13 protein-coding genes are annotated in these 15,070 nt (G+C 46.3%); all 13 read right to left on the bottom strand.

Features of this window, described 5'->3' with window-relative positions; all coding sequences use genetic code 11:
• Positions 1–171: 171 nt before the first annotated feature.
• Entirely contained in the window at positions 172–1,923 is a 1,752-nt protein-coding gene (locus ENI34_06840) for a T9SS type A sorting domain-containing protein (GenBank protein HEC78844.1), read from the bottom strand.
• A 78-nt stretch (positions 1,924–2,001) separates the two neighbouring features.
• A complete protein-coding gene (locus ENI34_06835; GenBank protein HEC78843.1) occupies positions 2,002–2,499 on the bottom strand; it encodes a hypothetical protein in 498 nt (165 codons plus the stop codon).
• A 1-nt stretch (position 2,500) separates the two neighbouring features.
• Positions 2,501–4,003 (bottom strand): acetyl-CoA carboxylase biotin carboxylase subunit, encoded by a 1,503-nt coding sequence (locus ENI34_06830; protein ID HEC78842.1) that lies wholly within the window; start codon positions 4,001–4,003, stop codon positions 2,501–2,503.
• A gap of 76 nt (positions 4,004–4,079) precedes the next feature.
• Complete coding sequence (locus ENI34_06825; GenBank protein ID HEC78841.1) at positions 4,080–5,627, bottom strand: acyl-CoA carboxylase subunit beta; 1,548 nt, start codon at positions 5,625–5,627, stop codon at positions 4,080–4,082.
• A gap of 39 nt (positions 5,628–5,666) precedes the next feature.
• Positions 5,667–6,497: an MBL fold metallo-hydrolase gene (locus ENI34_06820; GenBank protein HEC78840.1), complete on the bottom strand. Its 831-nt coding sequence runs from the start codon at positions 6,495–6,497 to the stop codon at positions 5,667–5,669.
• Between the two features lie 17 nt (positions 6,498–6,514).
• The gene (locus ENI34_06815) at positions 6,515–7,000 is read right to left on the bottom strand and encodes a cobalamin B12-binding domain-containing protein (GenBank protein HEC78839.1); all 486 of its coding nucleotides are present in this window, start codon (positions 6,998–7,000) and stop codon (positions 6,515–6,517) included.
• Between the two features lie 58 nt (positions 7,001–7,058).
• Positions 7,059–8,690: a methylmalonyl-CoA mutase gene (locus tag ENI34_06810; GenBank protein HEC78838.1), complete on the bottom strand. Its 1,632-nt coding sequence runs from the start codon at positions 8,688–8,690 to the stop codon at positions 7,059–7,061.
• A gap of 9 nt (positions 8,691–8,699) precedes the next feature.
• Complete coding sequence (gene meaB, locus ENI34_06805) at positions 8,700–9,641, bottom strand: methylmalonyl Co-A mutase-associated GTPase MeaB (protein HEC78837.1); 942 nt, start codon at positions 9,639–9,641, stop codon at positions 8,700–8,702.
• Positions 9,638–11,332 (bottom strand): glutamine--tRNA ligase/YqeY domain fusion protein, encoded by a 1,695-nt coding sequence (locus tag ENI34_06800; GenBank protein HEC78836.1) that lies wholly within the window; start codon positions 11,330–11,332, stop codon positions 9,638–9,640. The genes meaB and ENI34_06800 overlap by 4 nt, the downstream gene beginning before the upstream one ends.
• Positions 11,333–11,521: 189 nt before the next feature.
• Entirely contained in the window at positions 11,522–11,902 is a 381-nt protein-coding gene (locus ENI34_06795; GenBank protein ID HEC78835.1) for a hypothetical protein, read from the bottom strand.
• Between the two features lie 156 nt (positions 11,903–12,058).
• Positions 12,059–13,237 (bottom strand): (Fe-S)-binding protein, encoded by a 1,179-nt coding sequence (locus tag ENI34_06790; protein ID HEC78834.1) that lies wholly within the window; start codon positions 13,235–13,237, stop codon positions 12,059–12,061.
• A gap of 5 nt (positions 13,238–13,242) precedes the next feature.
• The gene (locus ENI34_06785) at positions 13,243–14,226 is read right to left on the bottom strand and encodes an electron transfer flavoprotein subunit alpha/FixB family protein (GenBank protein HEC78833.1); all 984 of its coding nucleotides are present in this window, start codon (positions 14,224–14,226) and stop codon (positions 13,243–13,245) included.
• 14 nt (positions 14,227–14,240) lie between these two features.
• Positions 14,241–15,014 carry an electron transfer flavoprotein beta subunit/FixA family protein gene (locus ENI34_06780; GenBank protein HEC78832.1) on the bottom strand — a complete coding sequence of 258 codons (774 nt, stop codon included), beginning with the start codon at positions 15,012–15,014 and terminating at the stop codon, positions 14,241–14,243.
• Positions 15,015–15,070: the final 56 nt, after the last annotated feature.

Raw genomic sequence — 15,070 nt, 5'->3', positions numbered from 1 at the left:
TTTTGGTTAGGCTACTCAAAATTTCAATCTGTTCTATTCTGCGGGTCTACCCACTACCTCTCTCGGCAGCAGACTTTATTCAAAATCAAGATAGGATTGATTCTGAAGTTAATCTCTGATGCGCTTTCTAAAATTTCCCTCCTTTTTTACCCTGCTCGGTTTATCCTCACTTTATCTCAAAAGTAGTAACTTCTTGGTTTGAATATTGTCCAAGGTGGTGTACTGTACGAAATAAATACCTGCCGCAACCTTCACACCATCTTTATCACAACTGTTCCATGTCGTGCTGTGTTCACCAGCTGACTTTATTCCATTTACCAGTGTCTTAACCTCTCTGCCAAGCGCATCGTACACACTAAGGCGCACCAAACCACTAACCGACAATTTATAACTTATAGTAACTATTCCATTATTAGATGGATTTGGTCTCAGGCACAATCTTTGACCAATCATCTGTTGCGCATCGTGTTCTTCTTGGATACTGGTGAAGAGTACCTTTGCATATTTTAACGCAGTATTTGTATAATCCACATAGCTGATGTGTAGATAACCGTTGCCATCCATAACCATTGATGGAAAACCGCCAACACTGCCGACAGTATCAACATACTCAATCACCCAATTCGCGCCATCATAAAAAGCAAAAGCAAGACAACCTTCAAATGTTGAACTCGCTCGATAATACGCAACCATCGGAGTTCCGTCGTTACCAATCAGCATAGATGTACCAGCAATATATAGATCGCCGACATGTGGATCAACGGCTGTAAGCGACCAGCTTCCGCCTGTGCGCACCGCATAATCACAATGACTGGCACCCTGATAACTGATATGTGGCACATTGGTCGAATCCACAGCAATGGAGGTGTAGTATCCTGTATAATATCTCTGATCGACCCATTGCCTGACCCATCCAGAACCAGTATAATAAGCATATTTTGCCCAATGTCGATGAGTCCAAAGGTTCCAGGTGTAATCATGGTAACTGAAGTGCGGATAATTGTTATTGTCGATAGCAATTCCGGTATACCGTCCAGTATCGTCTTCATCATCAACACACATAGTTCCCCAAATGGTTCCTGTCCAGAATGCATACATAAGATCCCCTGAACCGCCATAGATATAGCTGATATGTGGGCTACCATTTGAATCAAGGGCTATGCAGGTATATTCACCCCGATTACCCGATCCATCAATGGTCTGAACAGACCAAGATGAACCATTCCATCTGGCATATTTTAAATCGCGATTACTTTCATCGCAATAACTTATGTGAATATTGTCGTCGTTTCTATTGACAGCAAGCGAGGTCCACGTCCCGACATTACCCGTAGCGTCCACAACCTCAGTATGCCATACTGAACCATCCCAATATGCGTGTTTTAAATCATCATTGCTGTCATCATAATAACTGATATGCGGATGGTTCTGGCTATCAACATCAATGCCTGTGAAATAGCCTACATCAGCAACATTGTCAACAGTATGTATTTCCCACTGACGGGAATATGTAACTGGCATAGGATAATCGGCTTCATCTATAGGATTGTGGGCGGCAATTCTGAAGTACCGGCTGAAACCATAGTTGTTTTCATCCTGCGTATCAATAACCTTGATTTGATAATCTTCTCCAGAAACCAGCCCTTGCGATACTGTCCATTCAAACGTTTCCACATTTTCACACAGTGCTGCCAGTGTGCATAGATACTCTTTTCCCTTATACAATTCAATCCGAGCATTATCAAAAAGATAATCTGACTGCCATTGGACAGTCTGGATATCATTGATAAAGTATATGTCTCCAAATGCTGGATTGATAACCTCAACAGTTTTCGCCGGGCTCAGATATGGCAAAAAAATAACTAAAAAAATGCTCATTATCATATATCTGATGGCCCTTGGTCTATGTAATATATAACTCATCTATACCTCCTCTTTAGTATAGTTTTGTCCACCAAACTTTACAGCAGCGAAATTCCCGTGGTAAATTTTACACATATTTTAATATCTGTCAACTACCAACAGGGTGTCGCCGCTGTTCACGGTCTGCCCCTCTTTGATAAAGATCTTTTTCACGACTCCTTTTCCCGGGGCCTTCAGTTCGTTCTGCATCTTCATCGCTTCGATGACAAGAAGCCCCTGACCCTCAACCACCTCTTCACCTTCTTTAACCTCGACCCGGATTATCAAACCGGGCATCAATGCCTTGAGCACGAATTCTTTTTTATGCTTCTTTTCAGGACCGACTTTTATCAACTTCTGAATCTGTTCATCAAAGATCTCTACACTGTATCCTTGATCTGCGACTGTAACCCGCCCGTCCGACTCAAAGACGACGTCAAACGGTTTATTATCAACCACAAAACTCAACCTTCTTTCTCCGCCGGCTACAAATCCGACATTCTTTTCAAGACCGTTGATCAGCACTTTATAATCTTTGCCCTCTTTTTTCAGTTCCACTTTAAATTCTTTATCATCAACTCTGACGATATAAGCCATCTTATCTATCCCTCATTCCTGCTTTACGGCCCGCCATTTTCCACGGGTTGACATACGACTTCCTCTGTTTTCCGTGTACCAAGACCGCACGTTTTGCAGCCTGTGACTTTCTTATCGCCGCAGCGATCGCCGCTATATCATAATGTTGTTTCTTATACTCGATCTTTCCCAGCACATTATCGATGAATGTAGTATCATAGTCACCGTCCAGGAATCTGGGGTTATCCATAACCAGTTTATGAAAGGGTATGGAACTTTTAATTCCTCTTATTATATATTCATTGAGCGCCCTCTTCATTCTGATAATCGCCTCCTGCCGCGTCGGCGCCCAGACCAGGAGTTTGGCGATGAGCGGGTCATAATATATCGGAACCTCAAAGCCTTCATACACTCCGCTGTCCACCCGTATACCGATGCCGCCGGGTAGTTTATATTCAATTATTTTACCGGTGGATGGTGCAAAGTTGTTTTCAGGATCTTCAGCGGAAATACGGCATTCAATGGCGGCACCCGACATCTTAATGGTGTCCTGATCCAGGGACAATCTTTCTCCGGCGGCGATCCTGAACTGCTCTTTCACGATATCAACACCTGTAATCAACTCGGTCACCGGATGTTCGACCTGTAATCGTGTATTCATTTCCAGAAAATAAAAATTCCTATTTTTATCGATCATAAACTCCACGGTTCCGGCATTACAGTAATTGGATGCCTTGACCGCCTTCACTGCGGCAACTCCCATTTTAGAACGCAGCTGGGGAGTCATAATCGCAGAAGGTGATTCTTCGATCAGCTTTTGATGACGGCGCTGGATCGAGCACTCCCGTTCAAAGAGGTGCACGACATTACCATAATTGTCTGCAAGAATTTGAAATTCGATATGGCGTGGAGCCTCAAGGAATTTTTCAATGAATATCGTCGGATTTCCGAATGCGGACTGAGCTTCACTCCTCGCCTGTTTCATGGCATCGATCAGTTCTTCTCTCTCTTTAACCACCCGCATTCCTTTACCGCCGCCGCCGCCCGCCGCTTTGATCAAAACAGGGTATCCTATCTTCTCGGCAAGGTCCACAGCCTCTCCTTCTTCACTGACTGCATCCTCACTTCCCGGAATAACCGGTATGCCGGCGTCACGCATCGTCTTTTTTGAAGCAATCTTGTCACCGAGCAATTCAATCGCCTTTGACGTCGGACCGATAAAGACAATCCCGGCATCCTCACAGGCTTTTGCAAATTCGATATTCTCCGCGAGAAAACCATAACCCGGATGAATTGCCTCGGCATGAGAACTTCTGGCGATCTCAATAATTTTATCAATCCTTAAATAACTCTCTCTTGCCGGAGCCGCGCCCAGATAATAGACCTCATCTGCATATTTCGTGTGCAGGGCGGATTTATCAGCATCAGAAAAGACCCCCACTGATTTGATCCCCATCTCTTTACATGCCCTGATCACACGTACTGCGATTTCGCCTCGATTGGCGATTAAGATTTTCTTAAACATTTATGAAAGATGGTTGTTGGTTGTACGGTGTCGAAAGACGATACGCACAGCAACACCGTATAACCTAAAACGATCCTCACAACGGTATATTCCCATGCTTGCGTGGAGGATTTGTGTCGCGTTTATTTTCGATCAACTCAAGTGCTTCAATGACTCTCGGTCTTGTCTCAGAAGGTCTTATTATCGCATCGATATATCCCTTGCTCGCCGTCACAAAAGGATTGGCGAACTTTTCAGTATATTCATCGATCAACTTTTTTTCCAGTACCTTCGGATCCTCTGCCTCCTTGAGTTCTTTTCGATAGAGAATCCTTACTGCACCGTCAGGCCCCATCACGGCGATCTCGGCACTGGGCCAGGCGAAGTTTATGTCGGCACGGGTATGTTTTGAACTCATCACACAGTAGGCACCGCCGTACGCCTTACGGGTTATTATCGTCACGCGGGGTACGGTCGCCTCACAGAATGCATAAAGAAGTTTCGCCCCGTTCTTTATCACACCGCCCCATTCCTGGGCAGTACCGGGTAAGAACCCCGGCACATCAACAAATGTCACAATCGGAATATTGAAGCAGTCGCAGAACCGAACAAAACGGGCACCCTTCATTGACGAATTGATGTCCAGAACACCGGCGAGCACAGCCGGTTGATTCGCAACAATCCCCACAGGACGACCGTTGAATCGTGCAAATCCGACAATCAAATTCTGAGCAAAATACTTGTGCACCTCCAGAAAATCTCCGTTATCGACCACCGCCTTTATCACCTCGTGCATATCATAAGGTTTATTGGGGCTGTCCGGAATGAGTGTATCCAGACTTTTGTCCATCCGATTGATATCATCCTGGCAATCGACCACCGACGGATCCTCCAGATTATTCTGGGGGATGAAAGAGAGAAGATTCTTTATCAACTCGATGCATTCGAGCTCTGATTCAACCGCGAAGTGCGCCACTCCTGATTTCTCATTGTGGACCATCGCACCGCCGAGCTCTTCAAAAGTGACTTCTTCATGGGTTGCCGCTTTAACCACATCAGGCCCGGTCAAGAACATAAAAGAACCCTGCACCATTATTATAAAATCGGTCATTGCCGGAGAATAGACTGCTCCTCCGGCACAGGGACCCATAATTGCGGAAATCTGGGGAACCACACCTGCGGAGAGGACGTTCCGTAAAAAGACATCAGTATAACCAGCAAGGCTGTCAACCCCTTCCTGGATCCTCGCACCGCCGGAATCCTTCAGCCCGATCACCGGACATCCCATCTTCAAAGCCATATCCTGAAGTTTACAAATCTTTTCCGCGTATGCCTTTGACAGAGAACCGCCGAATACGGTGAAATCTTCAGCAAAGACACATACTGACCGACCGTTGATTCTTCCATACCCGGTTACCACGCCGTCACCCAGTATCTTCTTTTCAGCCATATTAAAATCAATGCAGCGATGTGTGACGAACTTATCGGTTTCAGAAAAAGTCCCTTTATCAAGCAGCAACTCGATGCGTTCCCGGGCAGTGAGTCTACCTTTATCATGCTGGGCTTTTATTCGTTTCTCACCGCCGCCGAGTTCTGCTTGTTTCTCAAGTTCTTCAAGGTGTTTCAGCTTATCCTTAATCTTCATCAATACCTCCGTATGTCTCTACCCTCACCCTCCACTGTCTCACAATGGTTTGAAAACAGGTCTGCCATCTTTTTGTTCCAGATAACCGAATGTCTTTTTCGGATCATGTTCAAAGATCAACAGCCAGCCCTCCTGTTCCGCCTTCTGCAAAAGTCTTTTCTTATTCTCAATCACCTCAAGCGGGAAAAGGTCATAACCCATCACATAGGGAATCTTTATATGGGATGCAGTCGGGATTAAATCACCGAAATATATCGCCTTTTTATCCTCTGATTCAATAAAGACTGATTGATGACCTTTTGTGTGTCCACTGGTTGAAATGGCTTTGATGCCGGGCACGACCTCATAATCACCTTCCACGAGTTTAAGCTGCCCTGTCTTCTCAATGGGCAGAAAATTCTCAGACAGATAACTCGCCCGGGTGCGTTCATTCGGGTGCAGTGCATCATCCCACTCCTGTTTCTGAATAATATAGACCGCAGCAGGAAAAGTAGGTACGATATCCCCGTCTTTCTTATATGTATTCCCTCCACAGTGGTCAAAATGGAGATGGGTGTTTATAACAAAATCAATCTCTTCAGGCCTTATGCCGAGATTCTTCAGGGCACCGAGCAAACCTTGCTCGCGCTCAATCCGATACATCTCTTTGAATCTGTCCTTCAATTTATCTCCGATCCCTGTATCAACAATTATTTTCTTATCCGGAGTCTTGATAAGTAAACAATTCAGAGCCAGTTTGATACGATTCAATTCATCAGCAGGGGTCAATTTATTCCATAAGACTTTCGGTACAACACCGAACATCGCTCCACCGTCGAGCCAGAACAGGCCGTCAGAGATAATGGAAATTTCAAATTTTCCTAATTTCATAAGGCTGTCCTTTTCCCCTATTTCCTCTTTCCGCTCTTCTTCTTACTTTTTTTCGAAGTCTTCTTTTTTGTCCTCTTTGAAACCTTTCTGCGGCTCTCTTTCTTTGCCCTGGCTGCCGCATTTTCTTTTATCCAGGCGACGATCTCGGCCGTCGGCGTTCCCGGCCCGAAGAGCTTCTTTACACCTTTCTTTTCAAGCCTCTTCATATCGTCAGCAGGAATTATGCCGCCGCCGATGACGATGATATCTGTGGCGCGTTTCTTCTTTAATAATTCCAGTACCCTGGGGAATAAAGTCATATGAGCGCCGGAGAGAATCGAAAGACCGATTATGTCAACGTCCTCCTGGATCGCAGCCTCCACAATACTTTCACAGGTCTGGTGTAAACCGGTATATATCACCTCCATCCCGGCGTCACGTAATGCCGCGGCGACCACCTTGGCGCCACGATCATGACCGTCAAGGCCCGGTTTACCGACAAGGACTCTTATTTTTCTACCCATAAATATCCTCCTGATAAATAATTCAAATGATTCGCAAAACGCATATGCCCGTTACGGTTCAAAAGATAATCGGTTCGTGATACTCACCGAATTCTTCTTTCAGGGTATTACACATCTCGCCGAGTGTCGCATAAACACGGACGCACTCGAGAATCCTGGGCATCAGGTTTTCACCGCTTGCCGCCGCTTTTCTGAGGTCTTTCAAGGCTTCCTTCACTTTCCTGTTGTTGCGTTCCCTTCTGACCTTTTTCACCGCCTTGATCTGAGCCCGCTCCACCTCTTTGGGAATCTTGAGAATTTCAATATCCGGTTTTTCATCTTCTTCGAAGATATTGACTCCTACATGGTATTTTTCTTTTCTCTCCAACTTTTTCTGGTATTCATAAGCACTCCGCGAAATCTCTTTCTGAAAAAAGCCTTTTTCTATCGCCTTGACCACACCACCCAATTTATCAATCTTCTCGAAATACTCGTAAGCCCCTTTTTCCAGTTCATTGGTCAGTTTTTCAACATAATAAGAACCACCCAAGGGATCAATGGTATTGGGAACACCGGTCTCATAGGCAATCAGCTGCTGGGTGCGCAGAGCGATCTTCACTGCCTTCTCCGTTGGTAACGCATAGGTCTCATCCATTGAATTGGTATGGAGCGACTGGGTGCCGCCGAGCACTGCAGCGAGTGCCTGGAATGCCGTACGCATAATGTTGTTCTCAGGTTGTTGGGCGGTCAGGGTGCATCCCGCGGTCTGGGTATGGAACCGCATTAAATAAGAACGGGGATTCTGGGCATTGTATTTATCCTGCATAAGGCGCGCCCAGATTCTTCTGGCGGCACGGTATTTCGCGATCTCTTCAAAGAAATCAAGATGGGAGTTGAAGAAAAAAGAAAGACGCGGAGCGAATTTATCAACGGAGAGACCCGCCCGTATCCCGTATTCCACATAGGTAAACCCGTTCTTCAGGGTGAAAGCCAGTTCCTGCAAAGCGGTTGACCCCGCTTCTCTTATGTGGTATCCTGATATGGAAATCGTATTCCACTTGGGTACTTTCTCGGCACAATACGCCATGATATCGGTGATTATCCGCATGGACGGTTCAGGCGGATAGATCCATGTTTTCTGGGCTTGATACTCTTTCAACATATCATTTTGAATGGTGCCGGTCAATACTTTTTTCGGAACTCCCTGTTTTTCACCCACGACGAGATACATCGCCAGAAGCATCGCCGCCGGTGGATTTATGGTCATCGAAGTCGATATCTGTTCCAGAGGAATTCCGTCGAAGAGAATCTCCATATCTCTGAGTGTATCAATCGCAACCCCGCATTTACCGACCTCACCCCGGGAAAAAGGATCATCTGAATCACGGCCATAAAGTGTGGGGAAATCAAAGGCGACGGAAAGACCCGTCTGCCCGTGTTTTAAAAGATATTTGTATCTCTTGTTTGTATCTCGGGGCGTTCCAAAACCAGAAAACTGCCGCATGGTCCAGAGCCGACCCCGGTACATATTGGTATAAACACCCCGAACAAAAGGAAATTCACCGGGATAACCAAGGTCCCGGTCATAATCAAAATCTTTGAGATCATCAGGAGTATACAGTGCTTTCACCGGCAAACCAGAAACTGTGGTAAACTTGAAATCTCTTTCCTTGCAGGTTTTGATTTTTTCTTCCCAAATATCTCTTTTCATAATACCCTCCTAACTTTTAATTTTTAGGATCTTATCGGTAATCTCTCTTGCTATGGAATAGGGATTGAGGGTCCGTTGATAGACCTTATCGACAATCTTTTTCAGTTCTGGTTCAGGAATAATATGTTCCATAAGATGGAGACGGATCTTCTCTTCAATCAACTCGTTTATTCTGTGCATAAGTTTATTCTTTCGCTCCCGCTCAAGTGCACCGCTCTTTTCCAGATACTCCCTGTGTTCCTGAATCTTCGCGACAAGCTCTTCAATACCTTTATCTTCAGTGGCGATTGTTGTAAGAATCGGGAAATGCCAGCCGACATTTTGATCCTTTAACTCAAAGGCGAACTTCAACTCCATTGTCAGACGTTCAGCCCCCTCTCGGTCACCTTTATTAACAACCATAATATCCGCGATCTCCAGGAGGCCTGCCTTCATCGCCTGGATTGAATCACCTGATTCAGGCACCAAAACGACCACTGTGGTGTCACACACCTGGGCAATATCCAGTTCCACCTGGCCCACACCGATCGTCTCAATAAGAATATAATCCACACCTGAAGCATCGAGTATCCAGATAACATCTTTGGTTTTACGGGCGAGACCGCCGAGACTGCCGCGCGACGCCATACTCCTGATGAAAATGTTCTTATGAAGCGCCAGTTCAGTCATCCTGATGCGGTCGCCGAGCAGAGCTCCTCCGGAAAACGGTGAAGTCGGGTCCACTGCGATGATACCTATTTTTTTATTCAACCGAAGCAGATTCTTTGCGATTGAATTAACCAGAGTGGACTTACCCGCCCCCGGTGGACCGGTGATGCCGATATGATATGCCTTACCCGTGTATGGAAAGATCTTCTCCAGGATTTGCGGGATACTGTTGTTTTCGACCGCACTGATGGCTTGCGCAACGGTCCTTTTGTCACCCTTTAATAATTTTTTCAGGGAAATCACTGCTTACCCGCCTTCTGTAGGGCTTTCTCGATCTTTGCCCAGGTATCGCGCAGCGGAACGGTTCGATTGAAAACAAGTTTATTGCCTGACGAATCCGGGTCCACACAAAAATAGCCCTGCCGTTCAAATTGATAACGTTCACCGGGTTTTGCATGTGCCAGACTCGGCTCTATACGAGACTGAGTTAGAACCACCAGTGAATCCGGATTTATATTATCCTTAAAATCTCTTCCTTCTTCAACATCATCAGGATTCGGCTTTGTAAAGAGGCGGTCATACAACCGCACTTCAGCCCTTACACTGTGTTTTGCCGAAACCCAGTGGAGTGTCGCTTTGGGACGCCGCCCATCCGGGGCATCACCGCCGCGGGTCGCAGGATCATAAGTGCAGTGCAACTCAACGACCTTACCGGTCTGATCTTTGACCACCCTGTTGCAGGTGATGAAGTATGCATAACGGAGCCGGACTTCTCTACCCGGTGCCAGGCGGTAGAATTTTTTCGGAGGCTCTTCCCGAAAGTCATCCTCTTCAATATAAAGAACCCGTGAAAAAGGAACTTTGCGGGTACCCATACCCGGGTCCTCGGGATTATTAATGCAGTCCAGTTCTTCCACTTTATCTTCCGGATAATTATCAATAACCACCCGCAGGGGACGCAGGACAACCATAACACGCTGGGCACGCCTGTTGAGGTCCTCGCGCAGGCAGTGTTCGAGTAAAGAAATGTCTATTACACTGTTTGTTTTCGCCACCCCGATACGTGCACAAAAATCCCTGATCGACTCCGGGGTGTAACCACGCCTGCGCAGCCCGGAAAGTGTGGGCATACGCGGATCATCCCAGCCTTCCACATAGCCGCCCTCCACAAGTTGGAGCAATTTCCGTTTGCTCAAAACAGTGTAAGTGAGGTTGAGTCGGGCGAACTCGATCTGACGGGGATGGTAAATCCCGAGCTGCTCAAGGAACCAGTTATAAAGCGGACGGTGATCCTCGAACTCAAGCGAGCACAGGGAATGGGTGATGCGCTCGATCGAATCAGACTGGCCATGTGTCCAATCATAGGTCGGATAAATGCACCATTTGTCACCCTGTCGGTGATGAGATCTATGAAGAATCCGATACATAACCGGGTCACGCATATTGAGATTGGGTGAAGCCATATCGATCCTGGCGCGCAGCACCTTTGAACCGTCGGGGAACTCTCCCGCCTTCATCCGTTCAAAAAGCTCAAGATTCTCCTCAATACTCCGATTCCGAAAAGGACTCTCTTTTCCGGGTCTGGTCAGGGTTCCGCGATATTCACGGATCTGGTCGGCACTCAGGTCATCCACATACGCCTTTCCGTCTTTGATAAGTTTCACCGCCCATTCATAGAGCTGATCAAAATAATCAGAAGCATAATATTCACGCTCCCCCCAATCAAAACCGAGCCAGCGGATATCTTCTTTGATTGCGTCGATATATTCCTGCTCTTCTTTCAGGGGATTTGTATCGTCAAAACGTAGATTGCAGAGTCCGCCGAACTCCTCGGCGATACTGAAATTAAGACAGATCGCCTTGGCATGACCGATATGGAGATAGCCGTTCGGCTCCGGTGGAAAGCGTGTGTGGATTGACTTGTGTTTACCCGTAGCCAGGTCATTCTGGATAATTTCCCGGATAAAATCCTTTTTGGCGGAACTGTTTTCCATTCAGTTATTGTTTATAATGAAAAATCTTTACCTGTCAAGGGGTGAACAGGGTATATAATCGCAACGGACCCCAAGCAGATTCCTGAACCAACACCACAAGCCGACCCCCAGGGTCATAACCAATTGAAGAATATTGTGTTATTGATGATGTATTAACTATAGTTGTAGGAGAAGATTGGAATGAATTGTTCAGTAAAAATCCAACAAATTGTTAAACGCCGACATCCTGGGATAGGAAGATTGGGCAAGGGCACCACAAACATTCTGTGCTTCATTAGACCACGATGATAAATGCTGATAACCTGCCTCATAACACCGCACCATATAAGTATATTTATGTCCAAATTGAACATCATCAGCAAACTGAGTAACATTTCTGCCAACACTATCATAGGGCTCAAACCAGGTTTGACTTTCAATACGCCTTTCAATAATAAATTTTAATTCATTTTGAGAATTATCAGACCAAGTAAGTTTAATATTATTACTATTAGGTAATGCAGTCGCTTTTAAGTCTGTTGGCCCATCTATCAGTCTTCGACCAATAACTGTATATTTCATCGGTATCATATAGGGATCGACTGGTACCCATTTGTTTACTGGCCACCAGTCATAACATTACTCTGATAAGCGTATTTAAAGGCACTGTATAGAGTTTGCGAAAAGCCGTCCGGAATACCCCAACTGGAGGGGCGTGTGGGGTCAAATCTCGAAACTTGAAAAATTTTACAATGTTGACTGCATAAGGATCTCTGCGATATCCATCACCGGCATCTCTATCTTCATTGACTTCAGAGTCTCTTCAAACATCTGAAGACAATAAGGGCAGGCAACGGCAAGCACCTCTGCACCGGTACGCAGAATCTGTTCTATCCGCAGATTGGTCAACCGCTCATCCTGAGGCCAATCACGCCATAGACCCATAGCACCGGCGCCGCAGCATACACTGAATTCCCGGTTGAAGACCGGGATCTCAACGAGTTTTAAACCGGGGATGCTCTTCAGCACTTCCCGGGGTTCATCAAAGACACTCATCTGTCTGCCGAGTGTGCAGGGGTCGTGATATACCACTGTCTTATTGAATTCCTTTTCAGGAGTCAATCTTTTTTCCTTAATCAATCGATAAAAGAGCTGGGAAATATGTAATACCTCGAGTTCGCCGTCCTCTTCCTGATAATCTTCCTTGAATACTTTATAACAATGCGGTGAAGTCGTCAGCACTTTCTTCACTGAGAATTTTTTGAACAACTTCAGGTTGGTGTCGCGCGCGGTTTGATAAACTTTTTCAGCACCGACCCTTCTTACCGCCTCACCACAGCAAAATTCCTGCTCACCGATTATGCCGAACCTGACATTAGCCTGTTTCAGAATTCGGGCAGTAGCCTGAGCGACCTTACGGGCGCGGGCGTCATAACAGGGAATACAGCAGGGAAAATACAAATACTCGCATGATTCATCAAACCGGACAAGACCCAATCCCTCTGCCCAATCCCCCCGATTCTCTGCCGGTTCTCCGAGGGGGTTACCTGAACTGTAAAGTCGTGATACCACACTCTTCAACTCTGCCGGATATGAATCGTAATCGACCAAGATTCTGCGCACGGCGCGCAGGATATCAGACAGATTTATACCACGCGGACATTCATGAAGACAACTGTCACACCCCACGCATCTGAATACCTCTATGGTGTCTGTAGCCACATCCTCTTTCTTCTCGCCGTCGATTATCGCACCGAGCTTTATTCGCTGACAGAAACGGTAGGTAGTATAATTCAGGTTGTCGAGAAGATTCCACGGGCATGCCGGCATACACCGCCCGCATTGATAACATTTGACAACGTCTTCCCCACCTGACTCGATGATTGTATCCCGAATCTCAGGATTTATTCTTATTGAACTGCCCATTATTTCTATCCTTTCATTTCCTTCAATTCCATGATTTTGTTCTTCAGTACAGGGACGACTTTAAAGAGATCATCGACAATCCCGTAATCGGCTTCATTGAATATCGGAGCATTGGGGTCTTTATTGACCGCAATGATGGTATCAGAACCCTTCATTCCCACAAGGTGTTGAAATGCACCTGAAATACCCAGGGCAATATATACCTTTGGTTTCACCGTCTTTCCCGAAGAACCCACCTGCCTGTCTTTGGGAAGCCAGCCGGCGTCAACGATCGGCCTTGAACACGCCAGGACTCCGCCGATCGCCGAAGCGAAATCTTCTATTACCGGAAGATTCGACTGCTCTTTAATTCCTCTCCCCACACTCACGACAATGTCCGCCTTTGTAATATCGACCTCACCAACCGCGGCCTCGACATACTCAATGAACTTACGGTATTCAGGTTGAGCAGTAATCGGTGGTTCAAACCTCTCTATCTCCGCACTCAAACCAGAATCCTCAGCGGGGAAACATCCGCTGCGTATGGTAAGAATGTAAGAACCGCTCTCCTGCAGGCGTACGCGCGCATTCAATTTTCCGTCATACATCTGACGGGTCACCCAAAGCTCCTGCCCCTTCACCTCAAGGCCAAGGCAATCAGTGGTAAAAGGCAGATTCATCTGAACAGCGAGTGACGGACAGATATCCATACCAGAAGCAGTGTGTCCGATCAAGGTGATAAGAGGGTTATATCTCTTTAAAATTTCAGCGAGTGTTATCTGATATGTCTCGGCGTTAAATTCTTTAAAGACCTCATTGTCAACAACAAGGATACGGTCTGCCCTGGTCTTCAAGCTTTCAATAAACTTCTCGGTCTGGTATCCCAGTACAACTGCGGTAAGTTTACCACCGACGTCTGCCGCCGCTTTTCTGCCGCAGGTAAGCAGTTCATAGGTTATATCCCTGATACTCCCCTGCCGGTGCTCAACCAGTGCGAAAACATCAGCCATCTCAACCTCCTCTCTTAAAGCAGCCCTTTTTCTTTTATGATACTGCCGAATTTCGCCGCAATCTCATCCAGGGTTCCAGTAAGCATCTCAGCCCGTTTTCCGACCGGCGGTGTGTAAAGCTCTTCAAGTATCGACTGCGCCGCTATACCTTCAACCGGAATTTCGTTCTTCCCCCTAACCTCGATCTCTTTTTTGGCGGCTCTTCTGATGGCGATCAGGGAAGCATAGCGTGGCTCATTAATTCCGGTTTGAATCGTGAACAGAGCAGGTGGTTTGATTTCAAGGTGTTCAAGCAATCCTCCTTCAAGTTCGCGATAGGCATCGATTTTTCCGTCAGTGAATTCCAGCTTTGTAACCAGGGTGGCGTGTGGAATGCCGAGCAGTTCGGCAAGAGCCACGCCGACCTGTGAATAATAATCATCAGTGGCGATACAACCTGTAAGGACGATGTCAAATGTAAGCCCTTTTATCACAGAGCTCAAGAGCTGCGCCGTCTTATAACCATCGAGGTCTCCGAAATCCTCTTCTTTGATTCGGATCGCCTGGTCCGCACCTTTTGCCAGAGCTATCCGCAGTGTATCCTCAGCATCTACAGAACCCAGAGAAACAACCGTCACCTTACCGCCGTGTTTTTCCTTCAAAAGAATCGCCTCTTCAAGGGCATAGGTGTCTGATTCATTCATATCAAATGTTAAACGGTCTTTTATAATATCCTTGCCGGTGTCATCGACCTTAAGATCGGCTTCAGCTGTTTGAGCCACCCTCTTTATGCAGACAACAATCTCCAAGATAACCTCCTTGTTGGTCTTTCTTTTCTACGCTCCGCCGCAGCGGATTTAAAAAA

Source organism: candidate division WOR-3 bacterium, assembly GCA_011052815.1.
In the GTDB taxonomy this organism is placed as follows: Bacteria; Hydrothermota; Tepidihabitantia; order SM23-42; family SM23-42; genus DRIG01.
The sequence above is the reverse complement of the archived record's forward strand: the minus strand, read 5'-3'. Positions and strand labels throughout refer to the sequence as shown.